Here is a 20,698-nt window from a genome sequence, read left to right on the forward strand (position 1 = left end):
AATAGCACTTGCCTTGAAAATTAACGACCTGAGATAGGCGGTACGAAGACCACGCCCATATCCCACGGCTGTTCAATCCAAGTTTCCTGCGGAATATCAACAACATAATCGTCAACCAGCGGACGACCGGCCGGCTTAGCGAAAATAGTGACGAAGTGTGCTTTTGGATACATTTCGCGAATGGCTACCGCGGTGCCGCCGGTATCGACCAAGTCATCAATAACGATGAACCCTTCACCATCACCTTCAGCACGCTTAAGGACGGTCAGCTCACGCTGGTTATCGTGGTCATAGCTAGAAATGCAAACGGTATCAACATGACGAATACCCAGCTCACGCGCCAGCAGCGCGCCCGGTACCAGACCACCGCGGCTAACGGCAATAATGCCTTTCCATTGTTCAGAAGGCATCAGGCGACTTGCCAGTTTGCGGGCGTGAATCTGCAACATGTCCCAGGTGACGACGTATTTTTCGCTCATGTGAAGTGTCCCAGCCTGTGTAATACGGCTTAAATGATGTTCGAGGGGGAAAATGGTTGCGCGAGATTATAGAGATCTGAAGCGCTAAAAACCAGTATTAAGCGGCCCTGGCGACGCTTTTTGCGTTGTTTCCACTACCCGTGCGCGTGGAAAGTGGTATTCTCAACCCCACCGCGCAAGCCCTCGCTTGTCGTGTATTCTATTGCTAACCCTCGACCTGCAAAAGAATTTTGCAGGCGATCGTAAGGAGACTCATCGTGTCTGAACTGTCTCAATTATCCCCGCAGCCGCTGTGGGATATTTTTGCCAAAATCTGCTCCATTCCCCATCCGTCCTATCACGAAGAACAACTCGCTGAACACATCATGGGCTGGGCAAAAGAAAAAGGCTTACACGCAGAACGCGACCAGGTTGGCAACATTCTGATTCGTAAAGCCGCTACCGCCGGGATGGAAAACCGTAAACCGGTCGTGCTGCAGGCGCACCTCGATATGGTGCCGCAGAAAAACAACGACACCGTGCACGACTTTACTAAAGATCCGATTCAGCCGTACATCGACGGCGAGTGGATCAAGGCCCGCGGCACAACCCTCGGCGCCGATAACGGCATCGGTATGGCTTCCGCTCTGGCGGTATTGGCTGACGACGCCGTCGAACACGGCCCGCTGGAAGTGCTGCTGACCATGACCGAAGAAGCCGGGATGGACGGCGCGTTTGGCCTGCAGGCAAACTGGCTACAGGCCGATATCCTGATTAATACCGACTCGGAAGAAGAAGGCGAAATCTACATGGGTTGCGCCGGTGGTATCGACTTCACCTCCAACCTGCCGCTGGCGCGCGAAGCGATTCCAGCCGGTTTCCAGAGCTTTAAGCTGACGTTAAAAGGGCTGAAAGGCGGCCACTCCGGCGGTGAAATCCACGTCGGCCTGGGGAATGCCAACAAGCTGCTGGCCCGCTTCCTCGCCGGTCACGCCGCCGAGCTGGACCTGCGCCTGGTTGATTTCAACGGCGGCACCCTGCGTAACGCCATTCCGCGTGAAGCCTTCGCCACCGTTGCGGTAGCCGCTGACAAGACGGACGCCCTGGCGGCTCTGGTCAATACCTACCAGGAGATCCTTAAAAACGAGCTGGCGGCCAAAGAGAAGAATCTGGTCCTGCTGCTGGATGCCGTTACGACGGATAAAGCCGCGCTGACGGCGCAGTCTCGCGACGGCTTCGTTCGTCTGCTGAACGCCATGCCGAACGGTGTGATCCGTAACTCCGACGTGGCGAAGGGCGTGGTAGAGACCTCCCTCAACGTCGGCGTGGTGACCATGACCGATGATAACGTCGAAATTCACTGCCTGATCCGTTCCCTGATCGACAGCGGCAAAGACTACGTCGTCAGCATGCTGGATTCGTTAGGCAAACTGGCGGGCGCTAAAACCGAAGCCAAAGGCGCTTACCCAGGCTGGCAGCCGGATGCAAACTCACCGGTTATGCATCTGGTCCGCGAAACCTACCAGCGTCTGTTTAACAAAACGCCGAATATCCAGATTATTCACGCCGGTCTGGAGTGCGGTCTGTTCAAGAAGCCGTACCCGGATATGGATATGGTTTCCATTGGGCCGACCATTACCGGACCACACTCTCCGGACGAACAGGTTCATATCGAGAGCGTTGGCCAGTACTGGACCCTGCTGACTGAACTGCTGAAAGCCATTCCGACAAAATAAGCGGCCAGCCGCAGGTTTGATCTCTCCGGGTTCTCCCGGATGCGGGCGGCGGCCTCGTCGCCCGCGAATCTACACCGGCCACAAGCCGCTCCCTACCTCACCTTCTCCATGCGATAGTTAATAAACGTCTCTCCCCGCGCGGCCACCCGCTGCTCTTCAACGACCGTGAAGCCATGACGCGCAAAGCAGGCCCTGGCCGTGATGCTGGCCTCAACCGTCAGCGTCCCCTGCGGAATTTGCCTGAATAGCTCCGCGAGCAACGCCCCGGCAATTCCCTGGCGGGCGCGCTCGGGAGCGACAAACAGGAGATCGATATCGCTGTCGATGGCGCTAATAAAGCCGACCGGCTGCCGGTCAATCACCGCCACCAGCACCCGCGAGTCGCGCATTTTTTGCCGCCAGCGCGCCTCATCAACCTGCGCCCAGGCGGCAATTTGCCGTGGCGAATAGTCGCGGCTGGCGGTCTGCCGAATCGCGCGCAGAAAGATGGCGCACAGCGCGGAAAAATCGTCATCCTGGTAATCTCTTATCTGCAGCATAGCTATAGTCCCAGAACCAGCTGCCGCTCCAGCTGGGGATCGAGTAACGTAACGTGCAGCCCCACCAGCCGCACCCCGCGGCCGCCGCGCCGTTCATGCCAGGCTTTGTAGGCCGTGGCGAGCAAATCATCTTTACTCAGGCGCGGCCAGACGTGCTCCTGGGTGGTGAGCTGAAAATCATTAAACTTGAGCTTTACCCCCTGGCGGGCAATCAGCAGATCCGGTTTAACCTTGAGCAGCCGCCGCTCCAGCTCCTGGTAGAGGCTCTCGATAATCGCCTCACAGTCGCCCCACTGGTGAATATCCTCCACCAGCGTACGCTCGACGCCCACCGATTTACGCTGTCGCGTGTTGTTGATTTCCCGCTCGTCGATGCCCTGGCTTCTCTCCCACAGGATCCGACCAAATTTGCCGAAGCGCTTGAGCAGCATCGCCAGATCGCTTTTCTGCACGTCTTCGCAGGTGCGCAGCCCCATATTTTCCAGCTTAGCCGCGGAGACTTTCCCCACGCCGGGTATTTTTGCCAGCGGCAGGGTTCTGACGAACTCGGCAACCTGGTGCGGCGCAATCACAAACTGGCCGTTGGGTTTATTGAGATCGGAGGCGATTTTGGCGAGAAACTTCACCGGGGCGATACCGGCGGAAGCGGTCAGCTGCAGCTCATGGTGAATGGTCTGGCGGATCTCTTCGGCCATCAGCGTCGCCGAGCCCTGGCAGTGGACGCTGTCGGTGACGTCAAGATAGGCCTCATCAAGCGAGAGGGGTTCAATCAGCGAGGTGTAGCGTGAAAAGATTTCCCGGATATGGGCCGATGCCTCTTTGTAGGCGTCAAAGCGCCCCGGCAGCAGCGTCAGTTGCGGGCAAAGCTTAAGCGCCATCGCCGTTGGCATGGCGCTACGCACGCCAAACTTACGCGCCGGATAGTTGGCGGTACTGATGACGCCCCGCTGGACCCGGCTGCCGCCGATGGCGATGGGAATATCCCGCAACGCCGGGTTATCTCGCATTTCAACCGCGGCAAAGAAGCAGTCCATATCAACATGGATGATTTTGCGCATAGCTAGCCCTCACTGACCACTGGACAAGTATACAGCATAATTCTGCGTAATGAGAAGAGAGGGAAGCCAAAATGCGCTGAGGACAACCCCCGGCGTCGCTGAGCGCGGCCGGGGTTATGAGACAGGCGGGGAGAGGTTACAGGATCCGCTCCTGCTTACGCTGCGCTTCGCGCGCCAGGCGTTTTTTGCGCGCATCGCACGGCTCCGGGCAGTCGCAGACCTTTTCCAGACCCAGCGAGGCGATCCCGCCGCAGCTCCCCTGCAGGCTTTTGCGCTTTACCAGATACCCCAGCGACATCCCCAGAATCACCAGGGCGAAAATCACAAAGGTGGCGAAAAACAGAGTCCACATCATCAGCCTCCAAAATCATCCAGCATGATATTGTCATCCTCGACGCCGAGATCCTTGAGCATTTTAATTACCGCGGCGTTCATCACCGGCGGCCCGCACATGTAAAACTCGCAGTCCTCCGGCGCCGGGTGATCGCGCAGATAGTTCTCATATAGCACATTGTGGATGAAGCCGGTGTGACCATCCCAGCTATCTTCCGGCAGCGGATCGGACAGCGCCACGTGGAAGGTAAAGTTAGGATTTTCCCGCGCCAGCTGTTCGAATTCATCGTCGTAGAACATTTCGCGCAGCGAGCGCGCGCCGTACCAGAAGCTGATTTTACGCCCGCTGTGCAGCCGCTTGAGCTGATCGAAAATATGCGAACGCATCGGCGCCATGCCGGCCCCGCCGCCGATAAAGACCATTTCAGCGTCGGTATCTTTGGCAAAGAATTCGCCAAACGGCCCGGAGATGGTCACCCTGTCGCCGGCCTTTAGCGACCAGATATAGGACGACATAATGCCCGGCGGCGCGTCCGGTACCTTCGGCGGCGGCGTGGCAATACGCACGTTGAGCATGATGATGCCCTTCTCGTCCGGATAGTTAGCCATCGAGTAGGCGCGCAGGGTCGGCTCTTTTACCTCGGAGACGTAGCGGAACAGGTCAAACTTATCCCAGTCGGCGCGGTACTCGTCCGGGACGTCAAAATCGGCGTAGGCGATCTTATGCGACGGGCACTCGATCTGGATATACCCGCCGGCGCGGAACGGCACGACTTCGCCGTCCGGCACGCGCAGCTTCAGCTCTTTGATAAACGTCGCTTTGTTATCATTAGAGATAACGTCACATTGCCATTTTTTGACGCCGAAGATCTCTTCCGGTAGCTCAATCTTCATGTCCTGCTTTACCGCCACCTGACAGGCCAGACGGCAGCCCTCTTTCGCCTCGCGCCGGGAGATATGGGAAAGCTCGGTCGGCAGGATATCGCCACCGCCCTCTTTTATCGTCACCCGACACTGGCCGCACGAGCCGCCGCCGCCGCAGGCGGAAGAGACGAAAATGCCGTTGTTGGAGAGGGTGTTAAGCAGCTTATCGCCGGCAGGGGTGCGTATTTGCCTGTCCGCCTCGTTATTAATTTCAATGACCACGTCACCGGCGTTAACCAGCTTTGAACGCGCGGCGAGGATCAGCCCCGAGAGCACCAGCACGATCAGGGTGAACATCACGACGCCAAGAATAATTTCCATACTTTCCGCCCTTATAGCTGCACACCGGAGAATGACATAAAGCCCAGCGCCATCAGTCCCGTGGTAATAAAGGTGATCCCTAACCCGCGCAGACCCGCGGGCACGTTGGCATATTTCATTCTTTCCCGGATGCCCGCCAGGGCGACAATCGCCAGCGTCCAGCCGATGCCAGAACCGAAGCCGTAGACAATGGACTCCGTGAAGTTGTAGTCACGCTGCACCATGAAGGAGACGCCGCCAAAAATCGCGCAGTGCACGGCAATCAGCGGCAGGAAGATCCCCAGCGCGTGATGTAACGCCGGGAAATACTTATCGAGGATCATCTCGAGGATCTGCACCAGCGCGGCGATAACCCCAATGAAGGTAATAAAGTTGAGGAAGCTTAAATCAACGCCCTCCGCCAGCGCCCCGTCGCGCAGTACCAGGTTATAGATCAGGTTATTGATCGGCACCGCCAGACCAAGCACGATGGTGACCGTCAGGCCGAGACCAAAGGCGGTAGAGACCTTTTTCGAGACCGCAAGGAAGGTACACATCCCGAGGAAGAAGGCCAGCGCCATGTTTTCTACGAATACGGCGCGGACAAACAGACTGATATAGTGAGCCGTCATCGTTTACTCCTTTTCCTGCTGTTCCGGCTTCCAGCTGCGCAGCGCCCAAATCAGCAAACCGATAATGAAGAACGCGCTCGGCGCCAGCAGGAACAGGCCGTTTGGCTGATACCAGCCGCCGTTTTGCACGGTCTCAAGGACGGTCATCCCAAACAGCTTGCCGCTGCCGATAAGCTCGCGCAGAAAGCCGACAATAATCAGAATGGCGCCATAGCCCAGACCGTTACCAATGCCGTCGATAAAGCTGGCCAGCGGCGGTGACTTCATGGCGAACCCTTCTGCCCGCCCCATCACGATGCAGTTGGTGATGATAAGCCCGACGAATACCGACAGTTGTCTGGAGGTCTCATAGGCAAAGGCGCGCAGCAGCTGGTCCACCACGATCACCAGCGAGGCGACGATCGTCATCTGCACGATAATGCGCACGCTGTTGGGTATATGGTGGCGGATCATCGAGATAAACATGCTGGAGAAGGCCGTCACCAGCGTGACCGCGACGGTCATCACCAGCGCGGTTTCCAGCTTAGTGGTCACCGCCAGCGCCGAGCAGACCCCCAGCACCTGCAGCGTAATGGGGTTATTAGCCAGCAGCGGCCCCACCAGCACGCGCTTCATCTCTTTCGTATCGCCTGCTTCAGCCATTATTCAGCTCTCCATCACGCACTCTTTTCAGAAACGGGCCGAAGCCCAGCTCGCCCATCCAGAAATCAAAGCTATGCTGCACGCCGTTGGAGGTCAGCGTCGCCCCGGACAGGCCGTCGACGGCATGGATATCTCCCGGGTGCGCCCCGCCCTTCACCACCTTCAGCGCCGGATGGCCGCTATCATCAAGCACCTGCTTGCCGATAAACTGCTGGCGCCAGTTGGGGTTTTCCACCTCACCGCCCAGCCCCGGCGTTTCGCCGTGATCGTAATACGTCAGGCCCTTAATGGTACGGCCATCGGTACCCAGTGCCACGAAGGCGTACATCATCGACCACAGACCGTTGCCGTAAATCGGCAGGATCACTTCCTGAATCTGCTGCTGCTCATCGCGCACCAGATAAATTTCGACAATATTGCTCCGATGCTTGATGCCCGCCGGGTCCTGGCTGACCTCCAGCGAGATGCTTTGCTCAGGATCTTTCAGCGCCTGCGCCTGGTTAAATTTAGCCGGGTCCTTATCCAGCAGCTCGCCGCTGGCTAAATCCACCAGCCGCGGAGAGATACGGGCGGCAAAAACGCTCTCCACCTCATCGGCGCTCATCCTCGGCGTCATCAGCCCGGACACGGCGAGGATATTGCGCTGTTTATCCAGCTCACGCTGCTCCTGCTGCCGAGACTTCAGGCCCACGGCGGAGCCGGCAACCACGATAGAGCAGACCAGACACAGCACCAGCACCACCAGCAGCGTTTTGCCGATGCTATCGTTACCTTTATTCTCAGCCACGCGACTTCCTCCGCTTAATATTGGCCTGCACCACCAGGTAATCGAACAGCGGCGCAAAAAGGTTGGCAAAGAGAATGGCCAGCATCATCCCTTCCGGATAGGCCGGGTTGACCACGCGGATCAGCACGCACATCACGCCGATAAGCAGGCCATAGCTCCATTTGCCTTTATCGGTAAACGAGGCGGATACCGGGTCCGTCGCCATAAACATCATGCCGAAGGCAAAACCGCCGAGCACCAGATGCCAGTACCACGGCATGGCGAATAGCGGGTTGGTGTCCGAGCCGATAAAGTTAAACAGCGTCGCGGTCGCCACCATGCCGATCGCCACCCCGGCAACGATGCGCCAGGAGGCTACGCGGCTAAAGATAAGAATCGCGCCGCCGATCAGGATCATCAGCGTTGAGACCTCGCCAATCGAGCCGGGAATATTGCCGAGGAAGGCATCCAGCCAGCTCACCGGCTGGCCGCTGGCTACGTTTACCAGCGCTTCACCGCCGCCGCTCGCCCACTGGGAGAGCGGCGTCGCGCCGGAAAAGCCGTCCGCGGCGGTCCATACCAGGTCGCCAGAAATCTGCGCTGGGTAGGCAAAGAACAGGAACGCGCGCCCTGCCAGCGCCGGGTTAAGGAAGTTACGCCCGGTGCCGCCAAAAATCTCTTTGGCGATAACCACGCCGAAAGAGATGCCCAGCGCCGCCTGCCACAGCGGCAGCGTGGGCGGGACAATCAGCGCGAAAAGAATCGAGGTGACGAAAAAGCCCTCGTTGATTTCATGCTTGCGCACGATGGCAAAGAGCACCTCCCAGAACCCTCCGACGATAAATACGGTGATATAGATGGGCAGGAAGTACACCGCGCCGAGGGTCATCATGCTTATCCAGCCCGCATCCGCGGCGAAGCTTACCCCCAGCCACTGCGCAAGGCCGTAGTGCCAGTCGCTGGCAATAATCTGCTGCAGCTGCTCTGCGCCATACAGCTTGTGCAGCGCCGGGAGCGTTTGCAGGCCAACGTTATACATGCCCCAGAACATCGCCGGGAACACGGCGAGCCACACCAGGATCATCATTCGCTTCAGATCGATGGCATCACGTACGTGCGCGGCTCCCCGCGTCACCTGACCGGGAGTGTAAAATAGCGTCGCCGTCGCTTCGAACAGCGGGTAGTACTTTTCCAGCCTGCCGCCGTGCGTGAAGTGCGGCTCAATTTTGTCAAACAGCTGCTTTAAGCCCATGACCTATCCTTCCTGCTCAATCTGGGTTAACACGCTGCGCAGCGCCGGCCCATATTCATATTTGCCGGGGCACACGTAGGTGCACAGCGCGAGATCTTCTTCATCCAGCTCCAGACAGCCCAGCGCCTGCGCGCTTTCGCTATCGCCCGCCAGCAGATCGCGCAGCAGTACGGTGGGGAGAATGTCCAGCGGCATCACTCTTTCGTAGTTGCCAATCGGCACCATCGCCCGCTCGCCGCCGTGGGTATCGGTCGAAAAGTTGAATAATTTATGCTTCAGGAAGTGCCCTACGGTGGTCCGGGTGATGGAGAATTTATCTTTCCCCGGCATCACCCAGCCAAACAGCTCTTTGTCGCGCCCCTCTTTAACCACGCTCACCTGCAGGTGGAAACGGCCGAGAAAAGCACGCGGGCCAAAGGCGTGGGTGCCGCTCAGCACCGAGCCGGAAATCACCCGGTTTTCGCCGTCCGCGAGCCCGTCCGCCAGCAGCTCATCCAGGCTGGCGCCGCAGCAGGTTTGCACCAGCCGCGGCGCCTTGACCTGCGGGCCGCCAAGCGCAATAACGCGCTCGCTGTAGAGCTCACCGTCAAGGAACAGCCGCCCGATGGCGATAACCTCCTGATAGTTCAGGTGCCAGACCTGTTTTGTCAGGCTCACCGGTTCGAGGAAGTGGATGTGGGTTCCCGCCAGCCCCGCCGGATGCGGGCCTGCGAACTGGTTAAAGGTAATCTGCCCTGAACGATGGCCGCCCAGCTTACCGCCGCTGGCCTGGCAGACGTGGATTTTGCCGTCGGTGAGGCTGGTCAGCAGCGTAAGACCGGCGTCAAAGGCCTCGCGCTGGGCGAGGATAATGGGCTGAGGATCGGCGGCCAGCGGGTTGGTATCAATTGCGGTGACGAAAATCGCCGCCGGCACGCTGCCCGGCGCCGGCGTTTTGCTGAAAGGCCGGGTGCGCAGCGCCGTCCACTGGCCGGAGGCCAGCAGCTGACGCTGTACGACCTCACGCGACAGCCCGGCAAGCTCGTCCGGCGCATAGCGGGGAAACTGCACCGCGTCGCTGCCCTCGACATCAATCACCACCGACTGCAGTACCCGGCGTTCCCCGCGGTGAACCGCACTGATAACCCCGCTCGCAGGCGCGGTAAAATGGACGCCAGGGTTCTTTTTATCTTCGAACAGCGGCTGGCCTTTCTGCACCCGGTCGCCTTCCTGAACCGCCATTGAGGGGCGCATACCGACGTACTCCTCGCCCAACAGCGCAACGCGTTTGACTGCAATCTGAGAAGTCGTCTGCTGTATTGGCATGCCAGCTATGGGCAAATCCAGCCCTTTTTTTATTTTAATCATATCGTTAGCAGGTGTCCGTAATCTAAACCCCGGCTTAAGGCCGCGGCCAGCAACATTGATGGAAAGTCAGAGAAAGAAAGGAAAAGCGAAGGTCCTGCTCATTCGCAAGACGGGGGAGAAGCATCCTTTCTTACCCTGGTGACTAAGCACCACAAGTGTAACATTTTGTGAGCGGTTGCTGTAGGTAAACCCCGTTACGCGGCTCTAAAATGCGAGCTATTGCGCAAAGTTCTGACTGCGCTTTGCCGCTGGATTCGTTATAAAGGACAACTAAATTGTAAACGCGATACGCCGCGCTTGCGAAAAATTGCCGTGATGCTAATGTGAGCGCTCTAAATCCAGAAAACTCTGATTTTGGGTCTCTCTTGCCGTCCTGGCAATGTGGTTTTTGTTTTATCAAGGAACAAGCAGTATGCGCAAAATCGCATTATTTATTGCGATGCTTCTGTTGCCGTGCGTTTCATTTGCTGGGCTTCTCAGCAATAACAGCTCGACGACGCCGGTTAGCAAAGAATACAAACAGCAATTGATGGGTTCTCCGGTCTATATTGAGATCTTTAAAGAGGAGCGAACGCTCGATCTTTACGTCAAAATGGGCGAAACCTGGCAACTTCTCGACAGCTACCGGATCTGTAACTACTCCGGCGGGCTAGGACCCAAGCAGCGTCAGGGCGATTTCAAGAGTCCGGAAGGATTTTACAACGTTGCGCGTAGCCAGCTAAAACCGGACAGCCGCTTCTATAAAGCCATTAATATCGGCTTCCCAAACGCCTACGATCGCGCGCATGGCTATGAAGGTAAATACCTGATGATCCACGGTGCCTGCGTCTCTGTCGGCTGCTATGCCATGACCGATACCGGCATTGATGAGATTTTCCAGTTCGTGACCGGCGCGCTGGTGTTTGGCCAGTCAAACGTGCAGGTCAGCATTTATCCTTTCCGTATGACCAACGCCAACATGGAGCGCCACAAGTACTCCTACTACGCGGACTTCTGGAAACAGCTGAAGCCAGGCTACGACTATTTCCAGCAAACCCACAAGCCACCGGTTATCTCGGTAACGGACGGCCGCTACGTGGTCAGCAAGCCGCTTAGCCATGAAGTTATCCAGCCGCAGCTGGCGTCAAACTACACGGTCCCCCAGGCAAAATAGCGCCCACTCGCCCGGCATGATCTTATTCCAGGTCTCATTGCCGGTGAGAGGCTGAGTGGCGATAACGGAGACCACATCGTTCGGTGTGGTCTCGCGTTGAAAGTCGATTTCCACATCCTGATCCAACAGCGTCGCTACGCCAAACGGCGCCCGTCGCGTAATCCAGTACAGGTTCGTCGAGCAGTACGCCATCACGTAACGCCCGTCGGAGAGCAGCATGTTAAAGACCCCCTTCTCCCGCAGCTCGCCCGCCAGCTCAGCGATATAGCTGAAGACTTCAGGCATCGAGTCAGGGGTGCGGGGATAGCGCTCGGTCAGACGGTGCAGCAGCCAGCAGAAGGCCTTTTCGCTGTCGGTTTCGCCGACCGGATGAAGATTTCCCGTATCGAGAGTCTCATATCCTTCCAGCTGGCCGTTATGGGCGTAGGTCCAGTTGCGTCCCCACAGTTCGCGGGTAAAGGGATGCGTATTTTCCAGCGCCACGATGCCGCGATTAGCCTGGCGAATATGGGCGATGACCGAGCAGGATTTGATGGGATAGTCCTGCACCAGCTTAGCAATGGGCGACTGAAAGCTGGGCTGCGGATCTTTGAAGGTGCGACAGCCTTTGCCTTCATAGAAGGTGATGCCCCAGCCGTCTTTATGCGGCCCGGTGCCGCCACCGCGCTGAACCAGCCCGGTAAAGCTAAAGCAAATATCTGTTGGCACATTCGCGCTCATCCCGAGCAGTTCGCACATATCTCACCTCATACCACGCGGCTTAAATACCAAAGGCGTTACTACGTCAGCCAGCCTGAACGCGGCCAGCGCGCAAAAACCGGATCGTACCTGAGGTACGCAAGGAGATTGAGCGCTGCCCGGGGTTCAACACCGCCAGCAATACGGCCTGTTAAGCTTTAACCATCTCTTTTTCGATCAGCATAATCAGAATATGAATCACTTTAATGTGAATTTCCTGAATACGGTCGGCATAGCCAAAATGCGGCACGCGAATTTCAACATCGGCGGAGCCGGCCATTTTACCGCCGTCTTTACCGGTCAGGGTGATCACCTTCATCCCCTGCGCGCGGGCGGCCTCGATCGCTTTGATAACGTTACCTGAGTTACCGGAGGTGGAAATCCCCAGCAGCACGTCACCGGTGCGGCCAACCGACTCAACGTAGCGGGAGAAAACGTACTCATAGCCAAAATCATTGCTAACGCAGGAAAGGTGGCTGACGTCTGAAATCGCAATGGCCGGGTAGCCCGGACGGTTTTCACGATAGCGCCCGGTCAGTTCTTCGGCGAAATGCATCGCATCGCAGTGGGAACCGCCGTTACCGCAGGAAAGGACTTTACCGCCCGCCTTAAAGCTATCTGCCAGCAGCACCGCGGCACGCTGGATCGCGTGAATATTGGCTTCGTCCTGCAGAAAGTTAGCCAGCGTTTCCGCTGCTTCGTTCAGTTCGTTACGAATAAGATCCTGGTACATGAGGATAATCCTTCAGTATTGGTGGAATAACCCTGGCAGTGTACCGGATAGCCGCTAAAGCGAGAAGCAGCAGGCGCTGTTATCCCCCGAGGTTTTGTTTTTACGTGCCGCATTTACGTACAACAATGTGAGCAAGGTTGTAATTATTTTGTAAACACATTGCTAAAACAAATTACATCCACTACAACCATATCATCACAAGTGGTCAGACCTCCTACAAGACAGGGAGCATTTCGTTATGATGATTTTGAGTATTGTTGCAACCGTTGTTCTACTCGGTGCGCTCTTCTATCACCGAATCAATCTCCTGCTCAGCAGCGCGATTTTGCTCGCCTGGACCGCCGCGCTTAGCGCGGCCGGGCTGTGGAATATCTGGCTGCTGCTGCCGTTAGCGATCGTCCTGCTGCCGTTTAACTTTGCGCCGATGCGTAAATCTATTTTTTCAGCGCCCGCGTTCCGCGCATTCCGCAAGGTGATGCCGCCGATGTCGCGGACGGAAAAAGAGGCTATCGATGCGGGTACTACCTGGTGGGAAGGCGATCTGTTTCGTGGTAACCCGGACTGGCAGAAGCTGCATAACTATCCGCAGCCGCGCCTGACTGCTGAAGAGCAGGCATTTATCGACGGCCCGGTGGAAGAAGCCTGCCGCATGGCGAACGATTTTGAAATTACCCACGAAATGGCCGACCTGCCTCCGCAGCTGTGGGCCTATCTGAAAGAGCATCGCTTCTTTGCGATGATCATTAAGAAAGAGTACGGCGGTCTGGAGTTCTCCGCCTACGCTCAGTCCCGCGTGCTGCAAAAAATGTCCGGCGTTTCCGGTATCCTGGCGATTACCGTGGGCGTGCCTAACTCTTTAGGCCCGGGCGAGCTGCTGCAGCATTACGGCACCGATGAACAGAAAAATCACTATCTGCCGCGCCTCGCGCGTGGTCAGGAGATCCCCTGCTTTGCGCTGACCAGCCCGGAAGCGGGCTCCGACGCCGGCGCCATTCCGGATACCGGCGTAGTGTGCATGGGCGAGTGGCAGGGCGAACAGGTTCTGGGCATGCGCCTGACCTGGAACAAGCGCTACATTACCCTGGCGCCCATCGCCACCGTACTGGGGCTGGCGTTTAAACTCTCCGACCCCGATCGCCTGCTGGGAGGAGAAGAGGAGCTGGGCATCACCTGCGCGCTGATCCCAACCTCAACGCCTGGGGTTGAAATTGGCCGCCGCCACTTCCCGCTTAACGTACCGTTCCAGAACGGGCCGACCCAGGGTAAAGATATCTTTGTCCCAATCGACTACATCATCGGCGGCCCAACGATGGCCGGCCAGGGCTGGCGGATGCTGGTGGAGTGCCTCTCCGTCGGTCGCGGGATCACCCTGCCGTCAAACGCTACCGGCGGCCTGAAGTCCGTGGCGATGGCCACCGGCGCCTACGCCCATATTCGCCGCCAGTTCAAGATCTCCATCGGTAAAATGGAAGGCATCGAAGAGCCGCTGGCGCGTATTGCAGGTAACGCCTACGTGATGGACGCCGCCGCGTCGCTGATTACCTACGGCATCATGCTGGGCGAGAAGCCGGCGGTTCTGTCAGCAATCGTGAAGTATCACTGCACCCACCGCGGCCAGCGTTCAATCATCGACGCAATGGATATCACCGGCGGGAAAGGCATCATGCTGGGCGAAGGCAACTTCCTCGCCCGCGCCTATCAAGGGGCGCCGATCGCCATCACCGTCGAAGGCGCCAACATTCTGACCCGCAGCATGATGATCTTCGGTCAGGGCGCAATTCGCTGCCATCCGTACGTGCTGGACGAAATGGCCGCCGCGCAGAACAACGACGTTGACGCTTTCGACAAGCTGCTGTTCAAACACATCGGTCACGTCGGCAGCAATAAGGTCCGTAGCTTCTGGCTGGGCCTGACCCGCGGGCTGACCAGCAGCACGCCAACCCGCGACGCGACCCGCCGTTACTACCAGCATATGAACCGCCTGAGCGCGAACCTGGCGCTGCTGTCCGACGTCTCAATGGCGGTGCTGGGCGGCAGCCTGAAGCGTCGCGAGCGTATTTCCGCACGACTGGGCGACGTTTTAAGCCAGCTGTACCTCGCCTCTGCGGTGCTGAAACGCTATGACGATGAGGGGCGTAACGAAGCCGACCTGCCGCTGGTTCACTGGGGCGTTCAGGATGCGCTGTATCAGGCAGAGCAGGCCATCGACGACCTGCTGAAAAACTTCCCGAACCGCTTTGTCGCCGGCGTCATGCGCGTTGCCATCTTCCCGACCGGCCGCCACTACGACGCGCCGTCCGATAAGCTGGACCATAAGGTCGCCAAAATCCTGCAGATCCCGAGCGCCACGCGTTCGCGCATTGGCCGCGGCCAGTACCTGACCCCGAGCGAGCACAACCCGGTAGGTCTGCTGGAAGAAGCGCTGCTGGACGTCATGGCCGCTGACCCGATTCATCAGCGTATCTGTAAGGAGCTGGGCAAAAACCTGCCGTTTACGCGTCTTGATGAGCTGGCCCGCAATGCGCTGGCGAAAGGGTTAATCAATCAGGAAGAAGCCACCGTTCTTACCCGAGCGGAGAGCAGCCGCCTGCGCAGCATCAACGTTGATGACTTCGCCCCGGATGAGCTGGCCACCCGGCCGGTAAAGCTGCCGGAGAAGGTCCGCAAGATTGAAGCCGCCTGAATAATAAAATAGCCACATCACGATCGGGGCGGGGGTTCTCCTCCGCCTCTTTTTTGCCCCGCTTTGCTCCCTCTACTCTCTCTGCCCTCTGGCTGCGCACAAATCGTTTCCAGCATTAGCATTTTTTTAACAAAATATTCCGCTGACTATCCAGAGACTGATATGGTGTTAAAGTGACTATAACAGCCTAATGATAATGGAGTTGACCACCGTGCCTGGCCTGAAAATTACGCTACTGCAACAACCGCTGGTGTGGATGGACGGTCCCGCCAACCTGCGCCATTTCGATCGCCAGCTGGAAGGCGTCAGCGGGCGCGACCTGATTGTTTTGCCTGAAATGTTCACCACCGGCTTCGCGATGGAAGCCGCTCAGCAGTCGCTGCCACAGGAAGAGGTCATTGACTGGATGCGGGAGAAAGCGCTGCAGACCAATGCCCTTATCGCGGGTAGCGCGGCGCTACAAACCGAACGCGGCCCGGTTAACCGCTTCCTGCTGGTGGAGCCCGGCGGTAAAACCCATTTTTATGACAAGCGACACCTGTTCCGGATGGCCGAAGAGCATCATCATTATACGGCTGGCAACGAGCGGGTCGTTTTCGAGTGGCGCGGCTGGCGGATCCTGCCGCTGGTTTGCTACGATCTGCGCTTCCCGGTGTGGTCACGCAACCATAACGATTACGATTTAGCGCTGTACGTGGCCAACTGGCCGGCGCCGCGCTCGCTGCACTGGCAGTCGCTGCTGGTCGCTCGGGCCATTGAAAACCAGGCCTACGTTGCCGGCTGTAATCGGGTCGGCACCGACGGTAATGGCCACCACTATCGGGGTGACAGCCGCATTATCAGCCCGCAGGGAGAGATTCTGGCAACGGCAGAGCCGCATCAGGCCACGCGACTCGATGCGGAGCTGTCGCTCACCGCCCTCAACGAGTATCGCGAAAAATTCCCCGCCTGGCAGGATGCCGATCCGTTTAGCCTGAATTAATTCCCCGCCCCCTCGTCATCGAGGGGGCTGCTCTTCAGCCTCGTTAACACGACGCTGCTCAATACGCGGGCAATAAATTTACGCCCCCACCAGCATCTTGTTTTCCTTTATTATTTATTTCGCCCTAAGCCCCAGGACATTCCCGTGCAGAGGCCTTCCCTGAGGATACATAATATTTTTCTGGCAGGATTACTTTCTGTTCTACACTAATAAAATGGATAAAATTCAACAATAACGAGAACGGTTTTCAAATAACTTTCAGCAACTTTTAAACGATTCCATCTCAAATACTGGCCTGGTTTGTAAAACTGGCCGGAGCGGTTGTGTGCGCATTCTCAGCGAGAACAAACCATCATGGAAAATGATAATCTGCTTATTGTTGAAAAAAGACTGGTTGCCCGTTTTATGGATATGTTCATTCGGTTTGGGCTTATCCTGGCATTAGCCTCCTTCTGCTATACCGTATTTTCTCCGTTCCTGAATATGATGCTCTGGGCCGTTATTCTGGCGGTCACGCTCTATCCGCTCCATCAATATTTTGCCGCCCGGCTCGGCGGAAAACAGGGCTGGGCCTCCACAATACTGGTGTTGCTTGGCATTCTGCTGATCGTGGCGCCGACGGTGCTAATGATAAGCTCTCTGGGAGAGAGCGTCAGCGCGCTGATTGATAAGATGAGCGGCCGCAGCTTCGCCATTCCCCCACCGTCAGCCCATATCGCCACGATCCCCGTCGTCGGGGAGAAGATCAGCGCCCTATGGCTAAAAGCGTCGATGGATTTACCCGGGCTGATAAACAGCTACCGCACCCAGATCGGTGAAATTGCCAGGCAGGTGCTGGGCATTCTGGCCAGCATGGGCGGCGGACTCATCGGCTTTATCCTCTCCTTCATCGTTGCGGGCATTATGATGGCCTGGGGTAGCGCTGGCGCCAACAGCGCGAGGCGGATTGCGATTCGTATCACCGATGAGAAGAAAGGCCTGACCTTAACCCGGATCTGTACCAGCACCATTCGCGCCGTCGCGCAGGGCGTTATCGGCGTTGCGCTTATTCAGGCGCTGCTGGTTGGCATCATCATGATTATCGCCGGGATCCCGGCGGTCGGGATCTTCTTTATCCTGGCGCTGATCCTCGGGATCGCCCAAATCCCCGTCATTCTGGTGACCGCCCCGGCAATCGCGCTGATGTGGAGTATCGGCGACCACGGCACCGGAATGAACGTCCTCTACTCTATTGTGCTGATCGTGGCCGGCATGGCCGATAACGTCCTTAAGCCGCTAATGCTCGGGCGCGGCGTTGACGCACCGATGCCGGTAGTCCTGCTGGGCGCATTAGGCGGCATGGCGACCAGCGGCATTCTTGGGATGTTTATCGGGGCAACCCTGCTTTCCATCGGTTATCGTATTTTTATGACCTGGGTCGACGAGGGCCAAGCCCACGCCAGCCCAGTCGCCAAAGATGCGTAATGAGGGGAGAGCTGAGTGCTTTCTGCCGATCGGCAGCGCCTGCCAGCCGCTACTCTCCCGCTTTCTGGAGCAACGCCTGGATAACCAGCCCGATCCTGTTTGGTCCGGCCATCTGGACAGCGCCTCCGGCAAAGACGTGTGGAACGCCGCCGCGATGCGCTGCGCGTTATTTATCGCCATCGCGCTGTACGGCTGGGCCTGGATCGCCATCTTTGAACGCTGGGGCATCCTCTCTCCCACTTCGACAGAACCCTCTCCCGGAGGCTAACATGCTGCTACCGCTGCTGGCGGGAGTGCCGATTATCCTGTGCAATATGCTTCTGCAGTCGATTGTTTCAGTGTGGTGTATCCGCTTTTACATCAGGCGATTTCGCAGTAAAGAAGGCTTTACTGCCGGCGTGCTGGCGCTTTTTGGCACCATCATGATTATCCTGATGGGGAACCTGCTGCAGATTCTGCTGTGGGCCGGGCTTTTCTTGTGGCTGGGAGAGTTTCGCGTACTGCTGGATGCGGTTTACCATTCGGGCGTTAATTTCGCCACCTTAGGCTACGGCGATATCGTGATGAGTGCCAGGTGGAAGCTTCTCGGCCCGCTGGAAGCGGTCAACGGCGCGTTGATGATTGGCCTGTCCGGGGCATGCATGCTGGCTGTTTTGCAGCATCATATCCGCAAGCAATTGAAATATATGAAATGAATAAGATGGCATCGCTAAAACGACGAAAGCCTGAATCATTGCTGATTCAGGCTTTCTGAATAGTGGCGGAACGGACGGGACTCGAACCCGCGACCCCCTGCGTGACAGGCAGGTATTCTAACCGACTGAACTACCGCTCCACTTTCACTGTTCCCTTGGGAACGAGGCGAATATTACGGATTACCGCTAACTCCGTCAACGCTTTTTCTTCACTTTTGAACCATTTGCTGTAAAAATCGCCCACCCGCCTATTTTTACAGCGTATTGCGGCGTATCAGCTCCGCCACAGGCAGCTTCCGCCTTTCTTTTGCACCAAATCGAGCCGCGATTCATGGTTTAACAGCTCGTCATCAGAGGCGTAAACGACGCGCAGCCTGCTGGCCGCCCGAACAACGCGCTGTATTCCCATCTCTCCTGCCTGCATCTGCCCTTCGCCTTCCGTCGAAAATGCCAGCGTCGTCTGGCCGCCGGTCATCATCAGATAGACATCGGCCAGAATCTGGGCATCGAGCAACGCCCCGTGCAGCGTTCGCTTGCTGTTATCTATTTCATAACGTGAACACAGCGCATCGAGGCTGTTACGCTTGCCGGGGAACATTTTCCGCGCCAGCGCCAGGCTATCGGTGACCTTGCAGAAGGTATTGGTTTTGGGAATATCGCGCTTGAGCTTGGCGAACTCATAGTCCATAAAGCCGATATCGAACGATGCGTTATGGATGACCAGCTCCGCCCCACGGATATAGTCCATAAACTCATCGGCGACCTCAGCAAACACCGGCTTATCCATCAGAAACTCATCGGCAATCCCGTGAACGCCAAAGGCTTCAGGGTCCACCAGCCGGTCCGGCTTGAGATAAACGTGGAAGTTATTCCCGGTGAGGCGGCGGTTGATCACCTCCACCGCACCAATCTCGATGATTTTATGTCCTTCGTAATGCGCACCGAGCTGGTTCATACCAGTGGTTTCAGTATCGAGAACAATCTGTCGCGTAATTGCAGTGCTCATATCAGTCATTTATGTCAGACTTGCCGTTTACATATCGATGTCAATTACAGGAAGTCTACCAGAGATGCTTAAACAGGTAGAAATTTTCACCGACGGTTCATGCCTGGGAAATCCAGGACCCGGCGGCTACGGCGCTATTTTACGCTATCGCGGGAAGGAAAAAATCTTTAGCGAAGGCTATAACCTCACGACCAACAACCGCATGGAGATGATGGCGGCCATCGTTGCGCTGGAAGCGCTGAAAGAGCAGTGTGAAGTCGTCCTTAGCACCGACAGTCAGTACGTGCGTCAGGGGATCACCCAGTGGATCCACAACTGGAAAAAGCGCGGCTGGAAAACGGCGGATAAAAAGCCGGTCAAAAATGTGGATCTGTGGCAGCGCCTGGACATCGCGCTTGGTCAGCACCAGATTAAGTGGGAGTGGGTCAAAGGACACGCCGGTCATCCGGAAAACGAACGCTGCGACGAGCTGGCTCGCGCTGCCGCCTCCAGCCCTACCCAGGACGATGTCGGTTACCAGCCGGAACGTTAGTTCTGCCCGTTTCGCGACTGTCGCGTGGCCCCTACCGTCTGACGCAGCCGGGTCTTCGCTTTTCCCGACCTCAGCGGATTGAGCGTGAGCGGGATCGTGCGCTTGCGGGCGACAATCAGCTGCAGACAGCCCAGCGCCGGCAGGTGGGTACTGAGCATCTTGCCGCCGTGTCGGGACCAGGGCAGCACCTGATAACGGCCGTAGTGCAGCACCTCAAAATTGAGCAGCGCCAGCCAGTCCAGCTGGCGCGTTAGCGTAAACATCCGACTGCTGTACGGCACCGTTTTACGCAATACCGGCATCAGCTTGCGCAGGCCCATCAGGCTCACGGGGTTAAACCCGGTCATAATTATCCAGCCGTCATCAATCAGCACCCTGTCGGCTTCGCGCAGCAGGCGGTGGGGATCGCTACACCAGGGCAAGGTATGCGCCAGCAGGCAGGCGTCAACCGACTTTTCGGCAAAAGGCAGATGGAGGGGATCGGCCTGAACCTGAATCGGCGTGCCCTGAAGCGAAACGTTCACCTGATGCGAGATAGCGCAGGATTCGGTATTGATTTCCGCGCTCAGATTGCCAATCTTAAGTAAATGAAAGCCATATAGCTTAGCCAGCCACGGTTTCATCTGCCGCTCCAGCGATTCGCGATAGTATTCGCCCCAGGGCATACTGGACCAATGCTCTGGCGCTGTGACTATCTGAGATATCCTTGCCGGCTTCATCGCAAC

Annotated in this window: 22 protein-coding genes and 1 tRNA gene; 8 read left to right on the forward strand and 15 right to left on the reverse strand. The window is 57.2% G+C overall.

All coding sequences use genetic code 11. The features are described 5' to 3' along the window. Window positions 1-20 precede the first annotated feature (20 nt). Window positions 21-479 (reverse strand): xanthine phosphoribosyltransferase, encoded by a 459-nt coding sequence (gene gpt / locus RTE01_RS16300; RefSeq protein WP_041144180.1) that lies wholly within the window; start codon window positions 477-479, stop codon window positions 21-23. 257 nt (window positions 480-736) lie between these two features. Here gpt and pepD point away from each other — a divergent pair, with 257 nt between their 5' ends. Beyond that, window positions 737-2,194: a cytosol nonspecific dipeptidase gene (pepD, locus tag RTE01_RS16305; protein WP_141335183.1), complete on the forward strand. Its 1,458-nt coding sequence runs from the start codon at window positions 737-739 to the stop codon at window positions 2,192-2,194. A gap of 92 nt (window positions 2,195-2,286) precedes the next feature. Here pepD and RTE01_RS16310 read toward each other — a convergent pair whose 3' ends face one another. From RTE01_RS16310 to RTE01_RS16350, 9 genes are all read right to left on the reverse strand, one after another. Continuing rightward, window positions 2,287-2,730, reverse strand: coding sequence for a GNAT family N-acetyltransferase (locus RTE01_RS16310; protein WP_115194017.1), 444 nt, complete (start codon window positions 2,728-2,730; stop codon window positions 2,287-2,289). Window positions 2,731-2,735: 5 nt separating this feature from the next. Then, on the reverse strand, window positions 2,736-3,791 hold the full coding sequence (gene dinB, locus RTE01_RS16315) for a DNA polymerase IV (RefSeq protein ID WP_141335185.1): 1,056 nt from the start codon (window positions 3,789-3,791) through the stop codon (window positions 2,736-2,738). Window positions 3,792-3,927: 136 nt separating this feature from the next. Beyond that, a complete protein-coding gene (nqrM, locus tag RTE01_RS16320; protein ID WP_041147525.1) occupies window positions 3,928-4,143 on the reverse strand; it encodes a (Na+)-NQR maturation NqrM in 216 nt (71 codons plus the stop codon). A 2-nt stretch (window positions 4,144-4,145) separates the two neighbouring features. After that, entirely contained in the window at window positions 4,146-5,369 is a 1,224-nt protein-coding gene (gene nqrF, locus RTE01_RS16325) for an NADH:ubiquinone reductase (Na(+)-transporting) subunit F (protein WP_041144177.1), read from the reverse strand. 11 nt (window positions 5,370-5,380) lie between these two features. Then, window positions 5,381-5,980: an NADH:ubiquinone reductase (Na(+)-transporting) subunit E gene (gene nqrE / locus RTE01_RS16330; RefSeq protein ID WP_041144176.1), complete on the reverse strand. Its 600-nt coding sequence runs from the start codon at window positions 5,978-5,980 to the stop codon at window positions 5,381-5,383. A gap of 3 nt (window positions 5,981-5,983) precedes the next feature. Further along, window positions 5,984-6,622: an NADH:ubiquinone reductase (Na(+)-transporting) subunit D gene (locus tag RTE01_RS16335; RefSeq protein ID WP_041144175.1), complete on the reverse strand. Its 639-nt coding sequence runs from the start codon at window positions 6,620-6,622 to the stop codon at window positions 5,984-5,986. Further along, entirely contained in the window at window positions 6,615-7,409 is a 795-nt protein-coding gene (locus RTE01_RS16340) for a Na(+)-translocating NADH-quinone reductase subunit C (RefSeq protein WP_041144174.1), read from the reverse strand. Before RTE01_RS16340 ends, RTE01_RS16335 begins: the two co-directional genes overlap by 8 nt. Then, window positions 7,402-8,640: an NADH:ubiquinone reductase (Na(+)-transporting) subunit B gene (locus tag RTE01_RS16345; protein WP_041144173.1), complete on the reverse strand. Its 1,239-nt coding sequence runs from the start codon at window positions 8,638-8,640 to the stop codon at window positions 7,402-7,404. Before RTE01_RS16345 ends, RTE01_RS16340 begins: the two co-directional genes overlap by 8 nt. Window positions 8,641-8,643: 3 nt before the next feature. Beyond that, window positions 8,644-9,987, reverse strand: a complete 1,344-nt coding sequence (locus RTE01_RS16350; protein ID WP_041144172.1) for a Na(+)-translocating NADH-quinone reductase subunit A — start codon at window positions 9,985-9,987, stop codon at window positions 8,644-8,646. A 412-nt stretch (window positions 9,988-10,399) separates the two neighbouring features. Here RTE01_RS16350 and dpaA point away from each other — a divergent pair, with 412 nt between their 5' ends. Continuing rightward, a complete protein-coding gene (dpaA, locus tag RTE01_RS16355; protein ID WP_041144171.1) occupies window positions 10,400-11,140 on the forward strand; it encodes a peptidoglycan meso-diaminopimelic acid protein amidase in 741 nt (246 codons plus the stop codon). On the opposite strand, the gene RTE01_RS16360 is transcribed toward dpaA, so the two are convergent. Continuing rightward, window positions 11,111-11,878 (reverse strand): class II glutamine amidotransferase, encoded by a 768-nt coding sequence (locus RTE01_RS16360; RefSeq protein WP_041144170.1) that lies wholly within the window; start codon window positions 11,876-11,878, stop codon window positions 11,111-11,113. The genes dpaA and RTE01_RS16360 overlap by 30 nt on opposite strands. A 151-nt stretch (window positions 11,879-12,029) precedes the next feature. After that, on the reverse strand, window positions 12,030-12,611 hold the full coding sequence (gene lpcA, locus RTE01_RS16365; protein WP_004133848.1) for a D-sedoheptulose 7-phosphate isomerase: 582 nt from the start codon (window positions 12,609-12,611) through the stop codon (window positions 12,030-12,032). A gap of 238 nt (window positions 12,612-12,849) precedes the next feature. Here lpcA and fadE point away from each other — a divergent pair, with 238 nt between their 5' ends. The 5 genes from fadE to RTE01_RS16390 all read left to right on the forward strand — a co-directional run bounded on the left by fadE (window position 12,850) and on the right by RTE01_RS16390 (window position 18,435). Further along, on the forward strand, window positions 12,850-15,294 hold the full coding sequence (fadE, locus tag RTE01_RS16370; RefSeq protein ID WP_134525271.1) for an acyl-CoA dehydrogenase FadE: 2,445 nt from the start codon (window positions 12,850-12,852) through the stop codon (window positions 15,292-15,294). A gap of 211 nt (window positions 15,295-15,505) precedes the next feature. Then, complete coding sequence (locus tag RTE01_RS16375) at window positions 15,506-16,276, forward strand: amidohydrolase (protein WP_076948118.1); 771 nt, start codon at window positions 15,506-15,508, stop codon at window positions 16,274-16,276. A gap of 354 nt (window positions 16,277-16,630) precedes the next feature. Further along, on the forward strand, window positions 16,631-17,740 hold the full coding sequence (locus RTE01_RS16380) for an AI-2E family transporter (RefSeq protein ID WP_134525270.1): 1,110 nt from the start codon (window positions 16,631-16,633) through the stop codon (window positions 17,738-17,740). Then, the gene (locus tag RTE01_RS16385) at window positions 17,733-18,008 is read left to right on the forward strand and encodes a hypothetical protein (RefSeq protein ID WP_255313536.1); all 276 of its coding nucleotides are present in this window, start codon (window positions 17,733-17,735) and stop codon (window positions 18,006-18,008) included. Before RTE01_RS16380 ends, RTE01_RS16385 begins: the two co-directional genes overlap by 8 nt. Before the next feature lies 1 nt (window position 18,009). Next, window positions 18,010-18,435, forward strand: a complete 426-nt coding sequence (locus RTE01_RS16390; protein ID WP_123550935.1) for an ion channel — start codon at window positions 18,010-18,012, stop codon at window positions 18,433-18,435. A gap of 63 nt (window positions 18,436-18,498) precedes the next feature. Here the strand turns inward: RTE01_RS16390 and RTE01_RS16395 are convergent. After that, window positions 18,499-18,575 (reverse strand) — tRNA-Asp (locus RTE01_RS16395). Between the two features lie 134 nt (window positions 18,576-18,709). Further along, window positions 18,710-19,441, reverse strand: coding sequence for a DNA polymerase III subunit epsilon (dnaQ, locus tag RTE01_RS16400; RefSeq protein ID WP_195709810.1), 732 nt, complete (start codon window positions 19,439-19,441; stop codon window positions 18,710-18,712). Here dnaQ and rnhA point away from each other — a divergent pair. Beyond that, window positions 19,395-19,973, forward strand: coding sequence for a ribonuclease HI (rnhA, locus tag RTE01_RS16405; RefSeq protein ID WP_165973098.1), 579 nt, complete (start codon window positions 19,395-19,397; stop codon window positions 19,971-19,973). The genes dnaQ and rnhA overlap by 47 nt on opposite strands. On the opposite strand, the gene RTE01_RS16410 is transcribed toward rnhA, so the two are convergent. Beyond that, window positions 19,970-20,692 carry a class I SAM-dependent methyltransferase gene (locus RTE01_RS16410; protein ID WP_115193526.1) on the reverse strand — a complete coding sequence of 241 codons (723 nt, stop codon included), beginning with the start codon at window positions 20,690-20,692 and terminating at the stop codon, window positions 19,970-19,972. The two genes, rnhA and RTE01_RS16410, sit on opposite strands and share 4 nt — an antisense overlap. Window positions 20,693-20,698: the final 6 nt, after the last annotated feature.

It is taken from the genome of Klebsiella terrigena (assembly GCF_006539725.1).
GTDB classification, from domain to species: Bacteria; Pseudomonadota; Gammaproteobacteria; order Enterobacterales; family Enterobacteriaceae; genus Klebsiella; species Klebsiella terrigena.

Bases quoted from the DNA above. Each gene is read 5' to 3' on its own strand.
- RTE01_RS16335 (WP_041144175.1), bottom strand. From the start codon at position 6,622: ATGGCTGAAGCAGGCGATACGAAAGAGATGAAGCGCGTGCTGGTGGGG.
- lpcA (WP_004133848.1), bottom strand. From the start codon at position 12,611: ATGTACCAGGATCTTATTCGTAACGAACTGAACGAAGCAGCGGAAACG.
- gpt (WP_041144180.1), bottom strand. From the start codon at position 479: ATGAGCGAAAAATACGTCGTCACCTGGGACATGTTGCAGATTCACGCC.
- nqrM (WP_041147525.1), bottom strand. From the start codon at position 4,143: ATGTGGACTCTGTTTTTCGCCACCTTTGTGATTTTCGCCCTGGTGATT.
- RTE01_RS16410 (WP_115193526.1), bottom strand. From the start codon at position 20,692: ATGAAGCCGGCAAGGATATCTCAGATAGTCACAGCGCCAGAGCATTGG.
- nqrE (WP_041144176.1), bottom strand. From the start codon at position 5,980: ATGACGGCTCACTATATCAGTCTGTTTGTCCGCGCCGTATTCGTAGAA.
- RTE01_RS16380 (WP_134525270.1), top strand. From the start codon at position 16,631: ATGGAAAATGATAATCTGCTTATTGTTGAAAAAAGACTGGTTGCCCGT.
- RTE01_RS16345 (WP_041144173.1), bottom strand. From the start codon at position 8,640: ATGGGCTTAAAGCAGCTGTTTGACAAAATTGAGCCGCACTTCACGCAC.
- RTE01_RS16390 (WP_123550935.1), top strand. From the start codon at position 18,010: ATGCTGCTACCGCTGCTGGCGGGAGTGCCGATTATCCTGTGCAATATG.
- RTE01_RS16360 (WP_041144170.1), bottom strand. From the start codon at position 11,878: ATGTGCGAACTGCTCGGGATGAGCGCGAATGTGCCAACAGATATTTGC.
- dpaA (WP_041144171.1), top strand. From the start codon at position 10,400: ATGCGCAAAATCGCATTATTTATTGCGATGCTTCTGTTGCCGTGCGTT.
- nqrF (WP_041144177.1), bottom strand. From the start codon at position 5,369: ATGGAAATTATTCTTGGCGTCGTGATGTTCACCCTGATCGTGCTGGTG.
- RTE01_RS16350 (WP_041144172.1), bottom strand. From the start codon at position 9,987: ATGATTAAAATAAAAAAAGGGCTGGATTTGCCCATAGCTGGCATGCCA.
- RTE01_RS16385 (WP_255313536.1), top strand. From the start codon at position 17,733: ATGCGTAATGAGGGGAGAGCTGAGTGCTTTCTGCCGATCGGCAGCGCC.
- fadE (WP_134525271.1), top strand. From the start codon at position 12,850: ATGATGATTTTGAGTATTGTTGCAACCGTTGTTCTACTCGGTGCGCTC.
- dnaQ (WP_195709810.1), bottom strand. From the start codon at position 19,441: ATGAGCACTGCAATTACGCGACAGATTGTTCTCGATACTGAAACCACT.
- dinB (WP_141335185.1), bottom strand. From the start codon at position 3,791: ATGCGCAAAATCATCCATGTTGATATGGACTGCTTCTTTGCCGCGGTT.